Raw genomic sequence first — 23536 nt, forward strand, 5'->3', positions numbered from 1 at the left:
CGGTCCTCACCGTTCGTCGTGGTCGCTGTCGCCGCGTGCGGCGTCTTCGAGTTCGAGTTCGTTGAGCACCTGTTCCTCCACCAGGTCGGCCAGGGCGGCGACCGTGCGGTGGACCAGGACGTCGCGGGGTGTGAGGTCCACGCCGAAGACGTCGTTGGCCCGCGAGGCGATGAGCAGGGCGCGCAGGGAGTCGCCGCCGAGGTCGAAGTAGTCGTCCTCGACGCCGACTTGGGTGAGCAGTGCCTCCGCCCAGAAGTCGGCCAGGATCTCCTCGGTGGGGGTGCGCGGAGCGATGTGTTCCGCTGTCCGTGGCGCCTGCGGTGCGGGCGCGGGCAGAGCGGCCCGGTCGGTCTTGCCGTTCTCGGTGAGCGGGAAGTGCTCCAGTACGACGTACGCCGTGGGCACCATGGGGCCGGGCAGGCTCGCGGCGGCCAGCGCCCGCAGTTCGGCGGCGGTGGGTGCTTCGGCGCCGGGTGCGCGCAGCAGGTGGGCGACCAGCCGCGGCAGGCCCGGTTCGTCCTCCCGTACGCCCACCACGGCGTCCAGCACGGCCGGGTGGCGCGCGAGTGTCGTCTCGACCTCGCCCGCCTCGATGCGGTGGCCGCGCAGTTTGAGCTGGTGGTCGGTGCGGCCCAGGTAGTGCAGTTCCCCGTGGGCGTCGCGCCGTACGAGGTCGCCGGTGCGGTACATGCGGGTGCCGGGCGGCCCGAACGGGTCGGCGGTGAACCGGCTCGCGGTCAGGCCGGGCCTGCCGAGGTAGCCGCGGGCCAGCGCCGGTCCGCTCAGCCACAGTTCGCCCGCCACTCCGTCGGGGACCGGGCGCCGTCGGGTGTCCAGGACGTAGGCGCCGGTGGCGGGCAGCGGGCGGCCGATGGGCGGTGCGGTGCCGTCCGCCTCCAGGGTGTCCGACCAGGTGGCGACGACGGTGGCCTCGGTCGGCCCGTAGGAGTTGACCAGTCGGTGATGCGGGGCCCAGCGGGCGACCAGGTCGGCGCCGCACGCGTCGGCGCCGACGGTCAGGGTCAACAGGTCGGGCAGGGTGCCGGGGGTGTCCGGCGGCAGGGTGGCGAGGGCGGCCGGGGGCAGCAGGGTGTGGGTGATGCGTTCGTCGCGCAGCACGTCGGCGAGTGCGGTCCCGAGCAGCGGGCCGGGGCGGGGTACGACCAGGCGGGCGCCCCGCGGCAGGGACATGCACAGTTCCAGCACGGAGGCGTCGAAGCTGGGCGTGGCGAACGCCAGTACCCGGTCGCCCGGCGCCACCTGGTAGTGCGCGGCCTCGGCGGCGGCGAAGCCGGCCAGACCCCGGTGGGTGACGACGACGCCCTTGGGGGTGCCGGTGGAGCCGGAGGTGTAGATGACGTAGGCCGGATCGTCCAGGTCCAGCGGGCGGTGGCGGTCGGCGTCGGTGGGCCGATGGCAGGGCGTGCCGGTTGGCCGGGCCGGCCAACCCAGCTCGTCCGTCCCGTCCTGCCCGTCCCGTGCATCCCGTCCGTCCGACCCGTCCGCGAGCAGCGCGGACACCTCGGTGGCGTCGAGGGTGACGGCGGGCGCCGCGTCCCGCAGCATGAACTCGACCCGCTCCCGCGGGTAGTCGGGGTCCACCGGCAGGAAGGCGGCACCGGCCTTGGTGACCGCCAGCTGGGCGAGGACCATGTCGGCCGAGCGCGGCAGGACCAGGGCGACGAGGCTGCCCGGCCCCGCGCCGCGCGCGATGAGCCGGTGCGCCAGCCGGTTGGCCCGCGCTTCCGTCTCGGCGAAGGTCAGCGACAGGCCGGGCGCGCTCAGTGCCGTGGCCGTCGGACTGCGGTCCGTCCCCGCCTCGATGAGAGCGGGGAGGGTCGCCGGGGTCACCGGTGCGAGCCGCGGGCGGGCGGGGCCGCGCAGCAGTCGGGCCCGTTCCGCGGCGGGCAGGATGTCGATCGCGTCCAGGCGGTCGGCTTCCTCGGCGGCCGCCAGTTCGGCCAGCGTGTGCAGGAACTGGGCGGCCAGCGAACGGGCGGTGGCCTCGTCGAAGTGGCGCGGGTCGTAGCCGAGTTCGACGCCGAGCCGTTCGCCGGGCGAGATGACCACGGTGAGGGGGTAGTTGGTTGCCTCCCGGGCGTCGAGGTCGCGCACGTGGACGCCGTGGGCGCCGGCCGTGGCGTCGCCGACCGGATAGTTCTCGAAGACCAGGAGACTGTCGAACATCGGTGTCCCGGCGGGCAGGCCGCTCCACGCCTGGAGGTCGGTCAGCGGTACGTGGTCGAAGCGGCGGTCCTCGGCCCGCGCGGCCTGGGTGTCCCGCAGCCAGGTGCCGCAGGCCCTGCCGCCGTCCACGGTGACCCGGGCGGGCAGGGTGGTGATGAAGAGGCCGGTGATGGTGTCGGCGCCGGGCAGGTCGGCGGGGCGCCCGGAGACGGTGGTGCCGAAGCACACCTCCTGTTCGCCGCTCCACCGTGACAGCAGCAGCGCCCAGGCGCCCTGCGCGACGGTGTTGAGCGTCAGGCGGTTGCGGCGGGCGAAGTCCTCCAGCCGTTTGGTCTCCTCCGTCCCCAGCCACTGGGACAGCCAGGTGTCGGAGCGGGCCGCGCTGCTCCGGGCGGGCCTGCGGTCGTACGGCAGCGGTGTGGGGGCGGTGAGCTCGGTGAGGACGCTCCTCCAGTGCTCCTCGGCCGGCGCGGTGTCCCGGGCGGCCAGCCAGGCGGCGTAGTCGGCGAACGGGCGGCGGTCCGGCAGCCGGGGTTCCTCGCCCCGGACGAGCGCCGCGTGCGCGGCCAGTGCGTCGGCCAGGACGTGGAAGACGCTCCAGCCGTCCAGGAGGACGTGGTGGAAGGTCCATACGACCCGCACCTGGTCCGGGCCGAGCCGGATCAGGGCGAGGCGCAGCAGCGGTGCGTGGTCCAGGGGAAGGCCGCGGGCCTTGTCCTCGGTGAGCAGCCGTTCCAGTGCCGTGTCCCGCGCGTCCGGGCTCAGGGCGCTCCAGTCGTGCTCGGTGACCGGCAGCGCGGCGGTGCGGTGCACGGCCTGGAGCGGGACGGGGACTCCGCTCAGCACCACGGTGGTGCGCAGGACGGGTGTGCGGTCGACGACGTGCTGCCACGCGGCGGCGAGCAGGCGCGGGTCGCGCACTCCGTCCACGACGAACGTGATCTGTTCGACGTACATGCCCGTGCCGGGCTCGTCCAGCCCGTGCACGACCATGCCGGTCTGGGTGGGGGTGAGCGGGTAGAGGTCCGCGATGTCGCGGCCGGTGCCCACCAGCTCGTCCACCGCCGTCCGGTCCAGCGGCACCAGCGGGAAGTCCGACGGAGTGCGGCCTCCGGCGCCGGGCTCGGCGCAGTGCCGCACGATGTGCCGCAGCTCGTCGGCCAGTTCGGCGGCCAGCCGGGCCACCGTGTCCCGCCGGTGCACCTCGCGGGAGTACGACCAGGTGAACTCCAGCCGCTTGTCGACGACTTGGCCGAGGACGTCGAGGAGGTGCGGCCGGTCCGCCGTGCGGTCGATGCCGCCGGCGAGTCCGGCGTACGGCGCGTGCAGCAGGCCGTCCGCGGTGGCGTTCCAGTCCTGCCTGCCCAGGTAGTTGAAGCCGACCTGCGGCAGTTCCGGCAGGCCGAGCCGGTCGCGTTCGGGGTGCAGGTGGCGCAGGGCCCCGTAACCCAGTCCGCTCCTCGGTACGGCTCGCAGGCCCTCCTTGACGGACTTCAGTGCGGCCCCGGTGCCGGTGTCCCTGGGGACGTCCAGTGCGACGGGGAACATGGTGGTGAACCAGCCGACGGTCCGGGCCAGGTCGACGTCGTCGAAGAGTTCCTCGCGGCCGTGGCCCTCCAGTGCCACGGTGACCCGGTCCTGTCCGGTCCAGCGGCCCAGTACGCGGCCCAGGGCGCACAGCAGGACGTCGTTGACGCGGGTGCGGTAGACGTCCGGTACGTCCTGGAGCAGTCGCCGGGTGTCCTCGTCGTCCAGGCTCACGGTCACCGTCTCCTCGCAGGCGGCGGTGTTGAGGCCGGGGAGGTCGGTCGGCAGGGGTGCGGCGTCGGCGGACAGGGCCTGCCAGTGGGCGAGTTCGTCGTCGAAGCCGCCGGCGGCGGTGTGGGCGGCCAGCCGCTGGGCCCAGGCCCGGAAGGAGGTGCTCTTCGGTCCGAGGTCGGCCCGCTCGCCGGCGCGCAGTGCCCGGTAGGCGCTCTCCAGGTCCTCCAGGATCACCCGCCAGGACACGGCGTCCACGACCAGGTGGTGGGCGGCCAGCAGCAGGACCGGCGGCCGGTCGTCGCCGGTCCGGCACAGGGCGGCCCGGAGCAGAGGCCCGTCGGCGAGGTCGAACCCGGCGCACAGCCGGTCGGCCAGGACACGTATCGCCGCGTCGGAGGTCTCGGGCGGCTCGCCCGCGGTCGAGGTGATGCCGCCGGGAAGGTCGTGGACCTCCAGGTTCGGCGCCTCCCCGGGGGCGGTGCCGTGTTGCCGCCACCGTCCCTCGCCGGTCGGCTCGAAGCGCAGGCGCAGGGCGTCGTGGTGCTCCAGGACGGCGGCCAGGGCGGCCCGCAGCAGGGTTTCGTCGGTGTCGGCGGCCAGGTGGAAGGAGACCGCCTGGGTGAGGTGCGCGGGGTCGCCGGTGAGGATGTCGAACAGCCAGTGCTGGACGGGGGTCAGCGGTGCGTCCCCGACGATCGGGCCCTGTTCCGCCGTGGTCCGCGGGGCCGTCGGTTCCTCGGCGGCGGCGGCCAGTTCGGCGACGGTCTGGTGGCGGAACAGGTGCCGGGGTGTCAGGGCGAGTCCGGCCCGGCGGGCGGCGGAGACGATCTGGATGCCGAGGACGGAGTCGCCGCCGAGCGCGAAGTAGTTGTCCCGCGCGCCCACTTCGGGCACGCCCAGCACCTCGGACCAGATCGTGGCGAGGACCCGTTCGGCGTCGGTGCGCGGCGGGCGGTCGCCGGTCCCGCGGGGCGCCGACCACACGGGGTCGGGCAGCGCGCGCCGGTCCAGCTTTCCGGTGGCCCCGAGCGGCAGCCGCTCCAGCGGTACGACGAGTGCGGGGACCAGGTGGTCGGGGAGCGTACGCGCGAGGAAGGCCCGCAGGTCGGCGGGCTCGGGCAGTGCGGTGCCGTCGGGGACCGCGTAGCCGACCAGGCGTTTGTGGCCGTCGTGTTCGACCACGCGGGCGGCTGCCGCGGACACCCGGGGGTGCCGGGTCAGCGCGGCCTCGACCTCGCCCAGTTCGATGCGGAAGCCGCGGACCTTGACCTGGTCGTCCGAGCGGCCGAGATAGACCAGGTCGCCGTCGGCGGTCCACCGTACGAGGTCTCCGGTGCGGTACATACGGCTCCCGGGCGGCCCGAACGGATCGGCGGCGAAGCGTGACGCGGTCAGCCCCGGCCGGTTCAGGTAGCCGCGGGCCACCCCGGTCCCGGCCAGGTACAACTCCCCCGGCACCCCGGTGGGCACCGGGCGCAGCCGGGTGTCCAGGACGTAGGCGCGGGCGCCCCCGACGGGCCTGCCGATGGGCGGTACGCGGTCGGGTTCGGCCGGGTCGCAGGTGAAGGCGGTGGCGTAGACGGTGGCCTCGGTGGGGCCGTAGATGTTCATCACCCGGCAGCCGGGGACCGCCGAGCGCACCTGGCGCACGGTCCGTACGGGCAGGGCCTCCCCGGCGAGGACGACGGTGTCGGCGCGGACCTGGACGGTGTCCTCCGCCAGCAGCCGCCCGAGCGCGGAGGGCACCGCGCTGAGCAGTCCCGCCTGCCAGGGCTCTTCGCGTTCGGCGAGGGCCAGCAGGTCGTGGACGATCTCGACGCGGCCGCCCGCCAGCAGCGGCGAGAAGATCTCGAAGACCGACACGTCGAAGTTGAGCGAGGTGGAGGCCACCACGTGCTCCAGGCCGTGCCCGCCGAACTCGGCGGCGGCCCAGTCGGTCAGGGCCAGGACCGAGGCCTGGGCGACGACGACACCCTTGGGCCTGCCGGTCGAGCCGGAGGTGTGGATGACGTAGGCGGGGTGGTCGGGCAGCAGCCGTCCGTGCCGTTCGTCGTCGGTGAGGTCGCCGCCGGGCAGGGCGGCCAGGCGCGCGGCGCAGGCGGGGTCGTCGAGGGCGATCCGCGTGAACTGCCCGTCGGGCAGCCGGTCGCCCGTCTGCGCGCAGGTGACGACCGCTTCGGGCCGCACGTCGTCGAAGAGGAACGCGATGCGCTCGGCCGGGTAGCCAGGATCGACGGGCAGGTAGGCGGCGCCGCTCTTGAGGACCGCCAGCAGGGCCACGATCAGGTCCGGGGTGCGCGGCAGGGCGAGCGCGACGAACCGTTCGGGCCCGGCCCCGGCCTCGACGAGCAGCCGGGCCAACCGGTTGGCGCGCTCGTCGAGCTGCCGGTACGTGAGCTGTTCCCTGCCCCCGACCATGGCGTCCTTGAGCACGGCGTCTCCGAGCACGGCCGGGGCGTCGGGGGTGCGCGCGGCCTGGGCGCGGAACGCCTCGGGCAGCGTCCGGTACGGGGCCTCGGTCACCGGGCCGCCGAAGCGGTCCAGCAGCTCGCGGCCCTCTTGGACGGACACCAGCGGCAGTCCGGCGAGTTCACGGTCCGGGTCGGTGGCCATCTCGGTCAGCAGGGTGCGCAGGCTCGCGCCGATACCGTCGACGGTGGCCGCGTCGAAAGCGGCGGGGTCGTAGTCGAGGGTGACCGTCAGGATGTCGCCGGGCGCGACCACCACGCTGAGCGGGTAGTTGGTCGGCTCCACGTCGCGTTCCTGCTCCATGGCCAGGCCGTGCCGGGCCAGGGCGTCCGCGTCGAACGGATAGTTCTCGAAGACCACGATGCTGTCGAACAGGGCCGTGCCGCCCGGTGTCTCGCTCCAGGTCTGGAGCTGGGCGAGGGACACGAACTCGTGGCGCCGGGACTCCGACTGGGCGGCCTGGAGCTCGCCCAGCCAGTCCAGCAGCCGACTCGCGGCGTCGATCCGTACCCGGGTCGGCAGGGTGTTGATGAACAGGCCGACCATGGAGGTCACGCCCGGCAGGTCGGCCGGACGCCCGGAGACGGTGGTGCCGAACACCACGTCGTCCCCGCCGCCGTACCGGGACAGCAGCAGCGCCCAGGCGCCCTGGACAACGGTGTTGAGGGTCAGACCGGCCGCCTGTGCCGTCTCGCGCAGCCGCGCGGACACGTCGGCGTCGAGCGTCACCCGCACCGACCCCGAGGAGGAGGTGCGGTGCGCCTCGGCGGGCCGCCGGTCGCGCGGCAGTTCGGTGGCGACGGGGAAACCGGCCAGCGCCTTACGCCAGTGGCGTTCCGCCTGTTCGGTGTCCTGCCGGGCCAGCCAGCCCAGGTAGTCGCCGAAGGGGGCACGGTCGGGCACGGTCGGCGGGCGTCCGGCGACGAGCGCCGCGTACCGCTCGCACACCTCGTCGAAGACCTGGGCCGCGCTCCACCCGTCGAGCAGCAGGTGGTGGAACGTCCACAGCAGCCGCACCCGTTCGGGCGAGAGCCGGATCAGCGCCAGGCGCATCAGCGGGGCCGTCTCCAGGTCGATACCGGTCTGCCGGTCCTCGTCGACCAGCCGCGCGAGTTCCGTCTCGCACCGCTCGGCGGACCACCCGGACCAGTCGTGGTGGGTGACGGGCACGGTCGCCCGTCGCCGCACGGCCTGGAGGGGTTCGGCGGTCTCCTGCCAGAGCGGGCGGACGCGCAGCATCGCGTTGGCGTCCACCGTCCGCTGCCACGCCTCGGCGAGGGCTCGCGGGTCGGTGACGCCGGACAGCACCAACTGCACCTGGTTGACGTAGGTGCGGCTGTCGGGGTCCATGAGGCTGTGGAACAGCATGCCCGCCTGCATGGGCGTCAGCGGGTACAGGTCGGCGACCGTACGGCCGTCGCCGACGACGCGGTCCACTGCCGCCTGGTCGATCCGGACCAGCGGGAAGTCCGACGGCGTACGGCCGCCCGCCGCCGGGTCGGCACAGTGGGCGACGATGTCCTCCAGGGCCCGCAGCATGCCGGACGCGAGGCCTGCGACGGTCTCCTCGCGGTGCAGGTGCCGGCCGTAGTGCCAGGTGATCTCCAGTTCGCCGTCCTGGACGCGCGCGACCACGTCCAGCAGGTGCGGGCGTACCGACTCGGGTGCCTCGGCGCCGTCCAGGCCGCCCGGTACGGAACGCACCAGCGCGCCGCCCCCGGCGGACCAGTCGAAGCGGCCCAGGTAGTTGAAGCTGACGCCCGGCATCGGCGCGTCGGCCGGAGCCGTGCCGGACGCCGGCCCCTCGCCGGACCCCAGACGCTCGTCGGACGCCGGACCTTCGTCGGACGCCAGATGGCGCAGGGCGCCGTGGCCGAGGCCGCGTCCGGGCACGGCCCGCAGCTGCTCCTTGACGGACTTCAGGGCGGCCCCCCAGTCCCCGGTCCCGTCCCGGTCCCCGTCCGGGAGGTCGAGGGCGACGGGGAACAGGGTGGTGAACCAGCCGACCGTACGGGACAGGTCCACGTCGTCGAAGAGCTGGTCCTCGCGGCCGTGGCCCTCCAGTCCGACGGTGACGGTCCGCCGTCCGGTCCACCCGGCGAGCACCCGGCCGAGCGCGGTCAGCAGAACGTCGTCGACGCGGGTGCGGTAGCTGCCGGGCACCTTCCGCAGCAGGTCGTCGGTGCGGCGCCGGTCCAGGCGTACGGTCACCGCGGCCACGTCGGCCATGGTGTTGGTGCCGACGCCGTCCACCGGCAGGGGTGCGGCGCAGTGCTCTGCCACCGCCTCCCAGTGCTCGCGCTGCGCGGTGAAACCGCCCGACACGGTGTGCGCGTGCAGGCGTCGCGCCCACTCCTGGACGGAGGTGGTCCGCTCCGGCAGGCGTATCGGTTCCTCTGCTCGCGCCTGTCCGTAGGCGGTCTCCAGGTCCTCCAGCAGGACGCGCCAGGAGACACCGTCGACGACCAGGTGGTGCACGACGAGAAGCAGACGGGAGCCGGTCGCGCCGGATGCACGCAGGGAGTCGGGCGTGCCGGTGAACAAACGCGCGGTGAGCGGCGGGCCGCTCGCGAGGCGGAAGGAGGCGTGCGCCTCTGCCGTGACGCGGGCCCGCGTCTCGTCGGCCACCGCGGGCTCCGCTCCGCTGAGGTCGCAGACCTCCAGCAGTTCGGGGGGCTGCTCGTCGGCCCCCGGGCAGTCCTGGTGCCAGGAGCCGTCGGCGGAGCGGACGAAACGGCAGCGCAGGGCGTCGTGGTGGGCGTACACGGCCACCAGGGCGCGGCGCAGGGCGGCAGGGTCGACGTCGTCGGGTGTCTCCACGACGACGGACTGGTTGAAGAACTCCGGCCGCCGCGGCCCGGGATCGAGGAACCAGTGCTGGATCGGGGTGAGCGGGACCTCGCCGCTCACCGGGCCGGTCCCCGCGACGGGCGCGGCGTCGCCGGTGGCCGCCGCGGCGGCCAGGGCCGCGACCGTCGGGTGCCGGAACAGGTCCCTCGGGGTGAGCGCGAGTCCGGCGGCGCGGGCCCGGGAGACGACCTGGATGCTGAGGATCGAGTCGCCGCCCAGCATGAAGAAGTTGGCGTCGGCGCCGACCCGTTCCACTCCGAGCAGTTCCGCCCAGATCCCGGCGAGCATCCGTTCGGCCTCGGTACGCGGCGCGCGGTACTCGGCGTCGCCGGCGGCTGTCCAGTCGGGGGCGGGCAGCCGGCGCCGGTCGACCTTGCCGTTGGCCGTCAGGGGCAGCTCGGCCAGGGTGACGAAGGCGGCGGGCACCATGTAGTCGGGCAGTTCGGCGACGACGTGTGCGCGCAGCTCGCTCGCGGAGGGCACGGCGGCCGAGGGTACGGGCACGAGGTGGGCGGCCAGCCGCTTGCGTCCGGCGTGCTCGTACACCGAGACCACTGCCTCGGCCACGGCCGGGTGGGCGGTGAGCCGGGCCTCGATCTCGGTGGGTTCGACGCGGAATCCCCGGATCTTGACCTGGTCGTCCGCGCGTCCCACGAAGTGCAGTTCACCGTCGGCGCTCCACCGCACGATGTCTCCGGTGCGGTACATCCGGCCGCCGGGCGGGCCGAACGGATCGGCGAGATAGCGTGCGGCGCTCGCGCCGGGCCGCCCCGCGTAGCCACGGGCCAGTCCGGCACCCGCGATGTGCAACTCCCCCGGCACACCGGGTGGTTGCGGCTGAAGAGCGTCGTCCAGGACGTACACGCGGGTGTTGTCGAGCGGTCGCCCGATGGGCAGCACCGGCGGCAGCGGGTCCCCGGCGCGGAAAACCCGGCGGGTCGCGAAGGTGGTGGTCTCGGTCGGTCCGTAGCCGTCGACCACGGTGAGGCCGGGGCAGGCGTCGAGCACCCGGCCCACCACCGCGCCCGGTACGGCCTCGCCGCCGGTCCACACCTCACGGGCGCCGCGCAGGCAGGTGGGATCCTCCTGGGCGAGCAGCCGGAACAGACCTGCGGTCAGCCACAGGCAGCGCACCCCCTGCTCGGTGATCGCGTGACGGACGACGGCGGCGTCCACGTCGGCCGACGGGGCGAGTACGGCCGTTCCGCCGTGCAGCAGCGGCACCCACACCTCGTAGGTGGCGGCGTCGAAGGCGTGCGGGGAGTGCACGAGGACCCGGTCGTGCCCGGCGAAGTTGCGGTCGAGGGCGAGCGCGGCGACGTCCCGCTGGCGTACCGCGACGCCCTTGGGGATGCCGGTGGAGCCGGACGTGAACATCAGGTACTGGACGTTGTCGGGGTGCACCGCGCGCAGGGCCGGGGCCTCGCCCGCCAAGTCGGCGTCCTCGCCCGGGATCTCGGCGGCGAGGAGGTCGGCCACGCGCAGGACGGTGCCGTCGGGCAGCGCCTCCCCCGCGGCGGCCTGCCGGCCCGAGTCGGTGAGCAGCAGTCGCGCGTCCGCCTCGGCGAGCATCCTGCGCAGCCGCTCGTGCGGCGCCCTGCCGTCCAGCGGCACGAACACTCCGCCGGTACGGACCAGGGCGAGCTGTACGACGACGAGGTCGGCCGAGCGGTCCATCAGCACGCCCACCGGAACCTCGGGCGCCACGCCGAGCGCGGTGAGCCTGTCCGCCAACAGGGCTGCCCGGGCGTCGAGTTGCCGGTAGGTGAGCCGCTCCTCGTCCGTCTCCAGGGCCACGGCGTCCGGCGTGCGCCGCACCTGCGCGGCGAACAGCTCCGCGACGGTGGCCTCGGTACTGCCGGTGGCCGTGTCGTTCCACTCCTCGACCACCTGTCGGCGGCGGGCGGGCGAGAGCAACGGCACGCGCGCCGGGGCGAGTCGGGGCGTGGCGGCCATGTTCGTCAGCAGGACGGTGAGGTACTCGACCATGCGCCCGACGGTGTCCGCGTCGAACAACTGCGGGTCGTAGCCGAGCCGCAGACCCAGTTCGGCGCCCGGATAGGCCACCAGGCTCAGCGGGTAGTTGGTGGTCTCGATGCCGTCCAGGCCGTTGAGCCGCAGTCCGTGGGCGGCTGCCAGGCCGTCGTCGACCGGGTAGTTCTCGAAGACGACGATGCTGTCGAACAGGGCGACGCGCTCGGGGAGTTCGGTGAATCCCTTCATCCGGGTGAGCGGCACGTGATCGAAGCGGCGGTCCTCGCTCTGCTCCTGCTGGAGGTCGCGCAGCCAGTCGAGCAGGGGCCTGTCGTGCGGCACGGTGACCCGGGTGGGCAGGGTCGTGATGAACAGGCCGGTCATGGTGTCGGCGCCCGGCAGCTCGGGGGGCCGTCCGGACACGGTCGTGCCGAACACGACGTCGCTCCGGCGGGCCTGACGGCTCAGCAGCAGCGCCCAGGCTCCCTGCACGAGGGTGTTGAGGGTCAGCCCCGCCGTCCTGGCCAGCTCCTCCAGTGCCCGGGTGGTGGCCGTGTCCACGGTGCCACGGACGGCGGCCACGGACTCGGCGCGGTGGCTCTCGCGCGGCTCCCGGTCGTACGGCAGCGCGGTGGCCTCGGCCAGGTCGGCCAGGCGGCGGCGCCAGTGCCGTTCGGCCTCCGCCCCGTCGCGGTCGCGCAGCCAGGCCACGTAGTCCCGGAAGGGGCGCCGGTCGGGCAGCGGTTCCCGCCCGGCCGTGGCATGTCCGGCGAAGACGTCGGACAGCACCTGGAACAGGCTCCAGCCGTCCAGGACGAGGTGGTGGAACGACCACACCACCCGCACGCCGCTGTCGGAGATGCGGGCGAGCACCAACCGCTGGAGCGGGGCCCTGTCCAGGTCGATGCCCTGCGCCCGGTCCCGGTCCAGCAGGTCCCGCAGCCGTCGCTCGCGCTCCTCCTCGCTCAGGCCGCGCCAGTCCAGGTGCGTCACGGGTAGGGCCGTGTGGCGCTGCACCACCAGCAGCGGTTCGGGTACGTCCTGCCAGACGACTCGGCCGCGCAGCACGGGCGTGTGGTCCGTGACGCGCTGCCAGGCCGCCGCGAGCGCGGCCGGGTCGGGCACGCCCTCCAGGTCGAAGGTCAGCTGCTGGAAGTAGACGCCCCGGTCGTCCTGGGAGAGCCGGTGGAAGAGCATGCCGGTCTGGGTGGGGGTGAGCGGGTGGATGTCCTCCACCGCGCCCGGGTCGTCCCCGACGATCCGGTCCACGGCCGCCTGGTCGAGCCGGGCCAGGGGGAAGTCCGAGGGGGTGCGTCCGCCGCTGCCGGGCCGGCCGGCGTGCCGTGCGATGCCGGTCAGCGCGTCGGCGAAGTGTGCGGCCAGTTCGGTGACGGTCGCCCTCGCGTGCAGTTCCTCGGAGTAGAACCAGGTGAACTCCAGCGCGTCGCCGTCCAGTCGGCCCACGACCTCCAGCGGGTGGGGGCGCGCGGCACCGGGGTCGGCGTCGAGTTCCAGCGTTCGGAACTGGCCCTCGTACAGGCCTCCGGTGGTGTCCGGGAGTCCGAACCTGCCCAGGTAGTTGAAGCTGACCTGCGCCTCCGGTGCTCCGGCCAGGGCCCGGGGGTGGGCGAGGTACCGCAGGACGTCGTGCCCGACACCGTGCCGGGGCACCGCCCGCAGTTGTTCCTTGACCTGCTTGAGCACGACGTCCCAGTCGGCGTCGGGGGGGACGGCGAGGGCGACGGGGTGGCGGGTGGTGAACCAGCCGACGGTACGGCTGGTGTCCACGTCGGCGAACAGGTCCTCGCGGCCGTGTCCCTCGACGTCCACGAGCACCCGCTCGTGCCCGGTCCACGCGCACAGCACCCGGCCGAGCGCGCTCAGCAGCACGTCGTTGACCCGGGTGCGGTAGGTGTCCGGCAGGGTGCGCAGCAGGGCGGAGGTGTCCTCGGGCGTGAGGCGGACGGTCACCGAGCGCGCGGAGGCGTAGGTGTTGGCGCCCTCGCCGTCACCTCCACGGCCGTCGGTGTCGCTGTCGCTGTCGATGGGGAGGTCCGCCGAGGCTCCGGCGACGGCGTCGGCCCAGTACCCGGCCTCGTCGTCGAAGCCGCCGTCGGCCGCGTGCGCGGACAGGCGCCGGGCCCAGTGCCGCAGCGGTGAGGATTTCGGGGGAAGCGCCGTCCGCCCGTCCCGGCCTTCCCGGCGGGCGCGGTAGGCGCGGTCGAGGTCCTCCAGGAGTACGCGCCAGGACACGCCGTCGACGACGAGGTGGTGGACGGCCAGGTGCAGCACGCGGGACCGTCCGGGGCCCCGGTCGTGCAGCACTGCGCGCAGCAGCGGGCCGTGGCGCAGGTCGAAGGCGCCGTGGTGGGGCGTGTCGGTGTCCGGGCCGGCGTGACGGGCCAGGTGGACACGGGGTGTGCGGTCCTCGATGCGCCAGGCGGCGAGGGGTTCCGCGTTCGAGGTCACGTCCGAGGTCTCGTCCGTGAGGAAACGCGAGCGCAGGGCGTCGTGATGGGTGACGAGGTCGTTGAGGGCCTCCTCCAGCGCGTTCGCGTCCAGGTCGTCGGGGACGTGGAACGACAGGGTCTGGGCGAAACGGCCCGCGCGTCGGTCGGCGCTGTCGAACAGCCAGCGCTGGATGGGCGTCAACGGCGCGTCGCCGGTGGCGGGGACCGGAGCCGGTGCGGCGGGCACGCGGTCGCCCGCCGCGTCGGCGCAGCGGGCGAGGGCGGCGATCGTCTGGTGGCGGTAGACGTCCCGGGAGGTCAGCGTGAGGCCCGCCTGCCGGGCCTGGGCCACCACCTGGATGCTGAGGATGGAGTCGCCGCCCAGCATGAAGAAGTTGTCGTCCACGCCGATACGGTCCACGCGCAGGATGTCCGCCCAGACGGTGGCGAGGATCCGCTCGGTGGGCGTGCGCGGGGCCACTCGGTACGAGCCGCTGCGGGTGGGCCCCGGGTCCGGAAGGCGGTCCCTGTCCAGCTTGCCGTTGGGGTTGAGGGGCAGGTCGGCCAGGACCATGACGGCCGTCGGCACCATGTAGTCGGGCATGCTGCGGCCGAGGGTCCGGCGCACCTCCTCCGGCTCGACGCGCGCGTCCGGAGCGGGCACGACATAGCCGACCAGCCGACGGTGGCCCTCGCTCTCCCGGACGGTGGCCGCAGCCTCCGCCACACCGTCGAGACGGCGCAACGCCTCCTCCACCTCGCCCAGTTCGATGCGGAAGCCGCGTACCTTGACCTGCTGGTCGGTGCGGCCCAGGTACTCCAGTTCGCCGTCCGTGTTCCACCGCACCAGGTCACCGGTGCGGTACATGCGGCCACCCGGTCCGCCGTAGGGGTCGGCGACGAAGCGGGACGCGGTCAGCCCCGGGCGCCCCAGGTATCCGCGTGCCAGACCCTCGCCGCCCAGGTACAGCTCTCCCGTCACACCGGGCGGCTGGGGGCACAGCAACCGGTCCAGGACATAGGCCCTCGTACGGGCCACGGGTTTGCCGATCGGCGGCGCCTGGTCCGGGTCCGCGTCGCCCGCGAACCACGCGGTGGCGTAGACCGTGGCCTCGGTGGGGCCGTAGATGTTGGCGATCGCGCAGCCCGGCATGGCCCGCCGCAGGTCGTGCACGGTCTGCGCGGGAAGCGCCTCGCCGGCCAGGACGACGGTGTCCGCCCGCACGGGCGCGCCGCCCTCGGCGAGCATCCGGGAGATCACCGACGGTACGCCGCTGACAAGTCCGGCCCGCCGGATCTCCGTGGCGTCCGCGGAACTCCCGGTGTCTGCGGTGTCCACGAGAGCCGGAAGGTCCGCGACCACCTCGATGCCGCCGCCCACGAGCAGGGGGCAGAGCATCTCGAAGACCGACACGTCGAAGTTGAGCGAGGTGGAGGCCACCACGTGGGCCAACTGCCGCGCCTCGAAGTGCTGTCCGACCCACGCGGCGAGTGCCGCGACACTGCGATGGGTGACCACGACGCCCTTGGGACGCCCGGTCGAACCCGAGGTGTAGATGACGTAGGCGGGATGCTCCGGGTGGAGTGGGCGCACCCGGTCTGCGTCGGTGAGGTCTGTGCCGGTGAGGTCGCCGTCGGAAAGATCGCCTGTCCTGAGGCCGCTGTCCCCGAGTTGGCTGTTCCTGGGGTCGCTGTCGGCGGTGGCTTCCCGCGCTAGGCAGTCCTCCAGGAGCAGCGGCACGCAGTCCTCGGGCAGCGCTCCGGCGGTCTCGCGGGTGGCCAGGACCAGGGCGGGAGCGGCGTCGGCGAGCATGAAGCGGATGCGCTCGACCGGGTAGCCGGGGTCCACCGGAAGGTAACCCGCGCCCGCCTTGAGCACGGCCCACAGCACCGGCAGCAGGTCCGCCGTCCGCGGCAGGCACAGGGCGACCAGCGTCTCGGGCCCGGCGCCGCGGGCGGCCAGCAGCCGTGCCAGCCGGTTGGCACGCCGGTTGACCTCGGCGTAGTCCAGGCGTTCGGGTCCGCAGACCACGGCGGTCAGGCCGGGCGTCCGGGCCACCTGTTCCTCGAACAGCGCGGGCAGCGTAGAGACCGGCGCGTGGTCGGCGTCCGCCGGCCGGGGGTTCCACGACTCCAGCAGCGTGTGCCGTTCGTCCCGGGACAGCAGGGCCAGCTCGCCCACCGTACGGTGCGGCCCGTCGGCCATGCCCTCCAGCAGTCGTCGCAGCTGGCGGGCCATCCGCGCCACCGTCCGCGCTTCGAACAGGCCGGTGTTGTACTCGACCGTCAGCTCGCAGCCGCCGTCGGCACCCGGTACGAATTCCAGCACCAGGTCGAACCGCGCGGCAGGCCGGGGCAGCGGCTGCTGCTCGATCCGTACCCCGCCGGCCTGCGGCAGGTCGCCCGGGGCGGTCTGCTGCACCACGAGCACCTGCACCAGCGGGGTGCGGCTCGGGTCCCGGGTCGGGGCCAGCTCCTCCACCACCCGGTCGAACGGCACCGATTCATGGGCGAAGGCGTCAAGAACCGTCGCCCGCATGCTCTCCACGAACCGGTCGACGGTCATGGCCTCGTCCACCTCGCCGCGCAGCACCACGGTGTTGGCGAAGAACCCCGTCACCTCCTCCAGCTCGCGGCGCCCCCGCCCGGTGGTGACGGTGCCGAAGGCGATGTCCCGCTGCCCGGAGTACCGGGAGAACAGCACCGCCGCGGCCCCGGCGAACAGGGTGAAGACAGTCGTGCCGCGGCCCCCGGCCAGGTACCGCAGCCGTGAGACCAGTTCGGCCGGGAGATGCTGCCGGTGGGCGTCGCCGTCGGTGGTGCGCACCGCCGGGCGGGGCCGGTCGGTCGGCAGTTCCAGTTGAGGCATGCCGCTCAGGTGCCGCTTCCAGTACGCCAGGTCCGAGGCGTCGTCGTCCCCGGTGCGCCGCTGCCGCTCCCACACGGCGAAGTCCGGGTACTGCACACCGGGTACGGGCAGGCCGTCCGGCGTGCCGGACGTCTCGGCGCGGTACAGCGCGGCCAGGTCGCGGGTCAGGATGCCCACGGACCAGCCGTCGGTGACGATGTGGTGCTGGGCCAGCAGCAGCACATGGTCGTCGTTTCCGCGGCGGACGAGCAGAGCCCGGGTGAGCGGGCCGGTCGCGAGGTCGAAGGAGCGGCCCAGTTCCTCGGTGAGCTGCCGTTCGACGGCCTCGTCGCGCCGGGCGGCGGGCAGGTGGGTCACGTCGGCGGTGCGCAGGGGCAGTTCCACGTGCGCGTGGACGCGTTGCACTCCCTGGCCGTCCGCCGTGGCGAAGGTCGTGCGCAGGGAGTCGTGGCGGGCGGCCAGCCGGTCCAGGGCGCGGCGCAGCGCCCCGGCATCCAGCTCGCCGCGCAGCCGCAGCGCGAGGCCGGTGTTGTACTCGGTGCCGCCCGGCGTGAGGTCGTCCAGGAACCACAGGCGTCGCTGGGCGCTGGAGAGCGGAAGCGGCCGGTCGCGCGGGACGGCCGGGATCGGGTCCGGGGGTGCCGCGAGGGTCGACTCGCCCAGCAGCCGGGCCAGGGCGGCGACGGTGCGCGCGGTGAACACGTCCCGGATCGACAGCCGGGCGCCGAGTTCCTCGCGGATACGGGCGAGGGCGCGGGCGGCGAGGATCGAGTCGCCGCCCAGGTCGAAGAAGTCCTCCTCGACTCCGACGGCGTCGGCCCCCAGGACGTCCGCCCAGACGTCGGCGAGCACCCGCTCCTGCGAGGTACGCGGCGCCACCTGGCCCGGGGCTGCCGCGCGGACGGGTGCGGGCAGCGCGCGCCGGTCGATCTTGTTCTGCGGGGTGAGCGGCAGGGCGTCCAGGACGACGACGGCGGAGGGCACCATGTGCGGCGGCAGAGCGGCGGCGGTGATCGCCCTCAAGTCCTGCGGGTCCGGGGCGTGTCCGGGGTCGGCGGGGGTGACGTACCCGACGAGTTGCCGGCGTCCGGGCTCGTCCTCGCGCACCACGACCACGGCGTCGCGCACGCCGTTGTGGCGCCGCAGAGCCGACTCGATCTCGCCGGGTTCGATGCGGAAGCCGCGTACCTTCACCTGCCGGTCGACGCGGCCCAGGTACTCCAGTTCGCCGTCGGTGTTCCGGCGTGCCCGGTCGCCCGTGCGGTAGAGCCGGGCTCCCGGCGGGCCGAAGGGGCTGGCGACGAAGCGTCCGGCGGTGAGTCCCGGCCGGTCGAGGTATCCGCGGGCCACTCCGGCACCGCCGACGTACAGTTCGCCGTCGGTTCCCTGTGGCACCGGGCGCAGGGCCGCGTCGAGCACGTGCGTCTCGGTGCCGGTGAGGGGTCGGCCGATGCTCGGTGTGCCGCCGCCCGCGGACAGCGGTCCGGTCCAGGAGGCCACGATGGTCGTCTCGGTGGGACCGTAGGAGTTGATCATCCGGCGGCCGGGCGCCCAGAGGTCGACGAGTGCGGCGGGGCACGCCTCGGCTCCCACGATCAGCGTGCTCAGCCGGCCCGGGTCGAGCCGTGCGGGGTCTGGCAGGGTGGCCAGGGCGGCCGGTGGGATCAGTGCGTGGGTGATGCGGTGCTCGTTCACCACCGAGGCGAGTTCGTCGCCGAGCCACGGGCCGTCGGGCGGTACGACGAGGGTGGCGCCGGACAGGACGGAGATGAACAACTCCAGTACGGAGGCGTCGAAGCTGGGTGAGGAGAACTGCAGGACCCGGCCGCCCGGGCCCACGGCGTACTGCCGGGCGGCGCCCGCGGTGAAGGCGGCGATGCCCCGGTGGGTGACGGTCACTCCCTTGGGTGTTCCTGTCGAACCCGAGGTGTAGATGACGTACGCGGCCTGGTCGGGGGCGACCCGCGGGCCCGGCCCCTGGGCGGGCCCGGCGGTCTCCATGACGGCGCGCAGGTCGGCCGGATCGTCGAGGACGACGGCCGGTGCCGCGTCCTCCAGCATCAACACGCGCCTCTCGCGCGGGTATCGGGGATCCACGGGCAGGAAGGCGGCACCCGCTCGGGCCACGGCCAGTTCGGCGGCGATCAGCTCCAGTGAGCGCGGCAGGACCAGGGCCACCGTCCGATCCGGGCCGGCTCCGCGCCGTACGAGCTCGGCGGCCAGCCGCCCGGTCCGCTCCGCCAGTTCCCGGTAGGACCACGTCCGCCGGCCGTCGGTCACCGCCGGCGCGTCCGGCGTACGGCTCACCCATGCCTCGAACAGTTCACCGAGCGGCAGCGGCTCCTCCGCGCTGCCCGTACCGCCTCCGTCAGGAGCGACGGCGGTGGCGGTGGCGTCGTCCGCCCGGACCGGAAGGGACGTCGACGCAGGCTCGTTGTGCAGGTCCGTCATGAGGGGGGTCCTTCGAAAGCGGTGGCAATGCGGGTGGGCGCGGGCACGGGGAGCCGCCCGGGCGCGCCGGGGCCGTGGGGCGGCCACCGGCACGGGAGAGGTTCGGCGGACGGGCGCGGGGTCAGCTGGTGCCGACGCGGCGGGCCGTACGGCCGGAGATCTGTACGCGGTCGACGCTTCCGTCGACGGGATCACGGTGGAAGTGTCCGCCGGGTTCCCGGTGGCCGGTGGCCGGGTCGACCAGATCGCAGCTCAGGTCGGGGTAACAGATCAGGGGCAGTGACAGGTCGCCGTCGATGGACAGCGCGGGAAGGCCGTCGCTGTCGAGGCTGATCCGGTACTCGCTCGTCCCGTTGCGATAGGTCCCCGCACACTGGGGGAAGGCGATGGGACCGCCCCGGTCCGGGCGCGCGGGAGCCGTCGGCACTCGCATGCCGGTGAGCCGGGTGAGCTGGTCGGCCAGATCTCGCCACAGGGCGGTGGCGCCGCCGGCGTTGCCGGTGAAGGCGACCACGACGCCGCTGCGCGGCTCGGCGCGCAGATGGCAGGAGGTGCCCTGGGCGTTGCCGTCATGACCGCACCACCAGCGGTCGTCCTGTTGGTAGAGGGCCACGCCCAGGCCCCAGGCGTCCGCCAGGGCACCGGCTTCGGTGCCGTCCTCGGGGCGCCGCATCAGCGCGGCGGTACCGGACGGGAGGACAGCCGACCGGCCGATCAGGGTTCTGCCCAGGGCCAGCAGATCCGGGGCGCTCGCCAGGAGAGCGCCGGCCGGCGCCTCGACGGGGGCCAGGCTCTGCTGGGCCGGCCGCACGGCGCCCGTCGCCGTGTTCAGCGCGTGTCCGCCGGCGGTCGGCCGGCCGGGGGCGCTGTCGCCGAGGAAGGCGGGCGTGATGTCCAGCGGTTCCAGCAACAGGACGCGGACGGCTTCGTGCCATGTCATGCCCGTCACGGCTTCGATCAGCCGCCCCGCCGCCACGTAACCGGCGTTGGAGTAGGAGAAGTCCGTCCCGGGGTCGAACAGCGCGTCCTCGGCGGTGCAGACCGCCGAGAGATAGCGGGAGGCGGTCATGCCTGCCGCGGTGTCCGAGTCGAGGCCGGTGGGGAGGCCGGCCGTGTGGGAGAGGAGGTGACGCACGGTCACCTTGGGTAAGTCCTGGAATTCCGGCAGGACGTCGGCGACGGCCTCGTCCAGATCGAGATCCTCATCGTCGATCAGGAGCATGACAGTGGCGGCCGTGTACGTCTTGGTGACGCTGCCCAGCGGCACGGCCGTATCGGCCGTGAAGGCGGTGCCTCGGACGGCGTCGGCCGTGCCGGTGTGCACGCTGACGATCTCCGTCCCGGTGTCGACGGCCAGATGGGCGCCGGGCACACGGCGGGTTCGCGCGAGGGCGTCAAGGGTGTCCTGCAACGTTCGGCGTAAGGGGGACGGTTGCGGGGCGACTGGAGCGGAGGTGGGGTAGGGCATGTGAAGGGGACTCCCAGTGATGCGTTCTGTGACGGTGACTTGAGGGGCCGATGGGGAAGAGCGGAACGGCCCCCGCGTCGGTGCGGGTGATGCGTTCTTGCTTGCCGGTGCTTGCCGGTCAAGGCTTGCTCGCTAAGGCCTTTTGACCTCGATCGGCAGATGGCGTACGCCGACGATGACGGCCGGGTTCTGGAAGGTGACCTCGTCGTAGGCGGGGACGTTCAGGTCGGAGAAACGTTCAAGCAGCATCCGTAGCGCGATACGCGCCTCCAGCCGGGCCAGCGGTGCGCCGAAGCAGAAGTGGATGCCGTGACCGAAGGTCAGGTGGGGATTGGGGCTGCGGGACGGATCGAAGACGTCCGGCGCCTCGAAGCGGGCGGGATCGCGGTTGGCGGCGGCCAGATGGGCCACCACCATCGCGCCGGCGGGAATGTCCTGCTCGCCGATCACCACGGGTCGCGTGGTGCGTCGGCCGAGTTCCGCGAAGGGAGGCAGCCAGCGCAGTACCTCCTCGATGGCGTCCGGGAGCCGGTCGGTGTCGGCTCGCAGCGCCTGGAGGGTGCCGGGGTGCCGGTCGAACGTGACGACGGCGCTGCCCAGCAGCGCCGTGGTGGTGATGTGCCCGGCGACGAGCAGCAGGGCGACGAACCCGACGATCTCCTGGTCGTCCAGACGGACCCCGTCCACCTCGGCGGCCAGCAGTTTGCTGGTGAGATCGTTCCCCGGATTCGCTCGGCAGCGCCGGATATGGTCGAGGACGTAACCGTTCATCTCTCGTACGGTCGGGGCGATGGCATTCAGCGCGCGTTCGAGGTCGTCCATGCTGGGCATCTCGCCGAGTTCGTCACCGCCGAAGAGGGTGGCCGCCCACTCCTGGAAAAGCGTGTGGTCGGATGCCGGTATGCCCAGCAGTTCGGCGATGACGATGATCGGCAGCGGGTAGGCGAGTGTGTCGACCAGATCGAACCGGTCATGGTCGGCGACGCCGTCCAGCAGCCGGGCGCACACGCTCTCGATGCGTGGTTGCAATCCGCTCACCACACGGGGTGTGAATGCCTGGCTCACGAGAGTTCGGAGCTTGCGGTGCTCCGGAGGATCCATACCGACGAAATTGCCCTGCCGGAAGACCTCGAAGTCCTCCTGGGTGGGCCCGACGGACGAAAAGTCGGACGAATACGTCGCCGGGTCCGCGAGAATCGCGGCCACCGACTGGTGATCCACCACCTGCCAGGCGTCCTGCTGTTCTTCGTAATGCACAGGTCTCATTGCACGTAAGGACTTCCATCGATCACTCAGCGCGTCGAAGGGTAAGTACTCCTGATTCGATGCGTTGCCGGTCACCTATTCTCCTTCGTGCGGAACGCGGGGACAGCGAAACCACAAGCGGGATAGTTGACTTCGAGCCCCAGGCGCGGACGTGGATCCCGGGCGTGACCTGGTGCGCTCCCGACGCGCGGCAGCCCTGAGCGGACGCGGAGCGGCTCGGTCGAAGTTCCTGATCACATGTCTCGATCACCGGCGTGGCCCGCGCCGGCCCGTACGGCAAAGTGCCGCGGATCATCGGTTCCGGTCGTACGCGTCAACATATGCGGCGTGGACCGTATCGGTGCCACGCCCGTCCGCGAACAACCCGCGGCATGCGTCGTGTGCACCAGGTCGGCGTCGCTGACATCACACGTCTCCAATGAGTGAGCGTACCGCGCAGCGGCCGCGCGGCGATTTCTCCTTGCCTTTGCCTCACGTATGCCGGGCCTTTGGATGGGGCCGGTCGTGCTGACGACATACGCGAGGCCGCACATACCCGCCGGGTGGGGCGGATCGCACTCGGAACAAATATTCTCGGCCCGATCGAACCGGCGTCAGTCTTCATGGTGGGTCAATCGAGGGCAACCCCCTGCAGTTGAATGGAGGGTATACCGGCTAGCCATCTCGCATTGTCTCCGAACAGCCAGAACTAAACCCATCGACCATGGTCCTGGCTTGCTTCACCGCCACCACGCGTGCCCCGGAAGCAGATGGCTAAACAGCCGATTGTGCAGAACCTGAAATTCCCCTTGAGCACACACGGGCCGCAACTCCTCCCACCTGCGCAGAGATTGCCCGAGAGAGTCCCGCAAGCGTGGGCGTAAAAAAGCGGAACACCCCATTCGAAGCCGACCCGAACGCTTGGGGCGTTCGCCGCCGTGCCCGGCGACCGGCTCCCCGTCCCTTCGGACACCGGGCCGGTAAGCCACCAACTTCGGCCGAATCCCGCCCGGAGCACGCGGGGCGCACTCCCCCGGCGTGTACGCGGGTACGCGCCTTGAGGTCCATGGCGGGGCCGAGGTGCGCGTCAGAAGGCGCGCGGCACGAACCGCGCCCAGGCCACCAGCGCGGCTGGGATGAACAGCACCAGGTTCAGCGCCATGTACGAGAACTCGCGGCGCCGCGCGTGCACCACCATCGCGCCGGCCATCGTGACCACCAGACCTGTCGCGGCGAGCGGCACCAGGATCGGGGCGACGCCGGTCGCCACCGGGAGGATCAGTCCGATCGCGGCCAGCACCTCAAGGACGCCGAGCGCCTTGATCACCCCGGGCGGCCGGCCCTCGTACAGGCCAAGGCCGGAAGCGATCAACTGCTCCCGTGACTGCGGCAGTTTCGTCGCGCCGGAGAACAGGAACACGGCAGCGAGCAGCCCGGCTGTCCTCGCCAGCCTGTCCGAGGCCCCGGAGCGCGGGTTGCGGACGAGCGTGCCGGCCCTGCTCTCCGAGGGCTCGCTCCCCCGCCTCTCGCAGGCCGTCGGCCGCCTGGAGAAGCGCGGCTGGGTACGCCGCACGCCGGACCCGACCGACGGCCGCTACACGCTCGCGATCCTCACCGACGAGGGCCGGGACAAGATCGTCGAAACGGCGCCGGGCCACGTCGCCGAGGTCCGCCGTCTGGTCTTCGACCCGATGACCAGGACGCAGGCGAAACAGCTGCGCGAGATCGGCGCGCGGGTGCTGCGCGCCGTGGACCCGGACGGCCCGCGCCCGGGAACCCACCCCTTCTGACCGACACACCACCGTGCTCCAG

At 73.2% G+C, this 23536-nt stretch carries 5 protein-coding genes; 1 reads left to right on the top strand and 4 read right to left on the bottom strand.

Annotated elements, in window-relative coordinates; genetic code table 11:
- Positions 1-6 precede the first annotated feature (6 nt).
- The 4 genes from OHS59_RS02355 to OHS59_RS02370 all read right to left on the bottom strand — a co-directional run bounded on the left by OHS59_RS02355 (position 7) and on the right by OHS59_RS02370 (position 23174).
- A complete protein-coding gene (locus OHS59_RS02355; RefSeq protein ID WP_328491696.1) occupies positions 7-19011 on the bottom strand; it encodes a non-ribosomal peptide synthetase in 19005 nt (6334 codons plus the stop codon).
- 121 nt (positions 19012-19132) lie between these two features.
- Positions 19133-20422, bottom strand: coding sequence for a serine hydrolase domain-containing protein (locus OHS59_RS02360; protein ID WP_328491697.1), 1290 nt, complete (start codon positions 20420-20422; stop codon positions 19133-19135).
- Between the two features lie 189 nt (positions 20423-20611).
- A complete protein-coding gene (locus OHS59_RS02365) occupies positions 20612-21745 on the bottom strand; it encodes a cytochrome P450 (RefSeq protein WP_328491698.1) in 1134 nt (377 codons plus the stop codon).
- A gap of 1066 nt (positions 21746-22811) precedes the next feature.
- The gene (locus OHS59_RS02370; protein ID WP_328499018.1) at positions 22812-23174 is read right to left on the bottom strand and encodes a DoxX family protein; all 363 of its coding nucleotides are present in this window, start codon (positions 23172-23174) and stop codon (positions 22812-22814) included.
- Positions 23175-23199: 25 nt separating this feature from the next.
- Between OHS59_RS02370 and OHS59_RS02375 the strand changes: the two genes are divergently transcribed.
- Positions 23200-23514 carry a MarR family winged helix-turn-helix transcriptional regulator gene (locus OHS59_RS02375; RefSeq protein WP_328491699.1) on the top strand — a complete coding sequence of 105 codons (315 nt, stop codon included), beginning with the start codon at positions 23200-23202 and terminating at the stop codon, positions 23512-23514.
- The last annotated feature ends 22 nt before the right edge of the window (positions 23515-23536 follow it).

The sequence above is a fragment of the Streptomyces sp. NBC_00414 genome, from assembly GCF_036038375.1.
Taxonomy (GTDB): domain Bacteria; phylum Actinomycetota; class Actinomycetes; order Streptomycetales; family Streptomycetaceae; genus Streptomyces.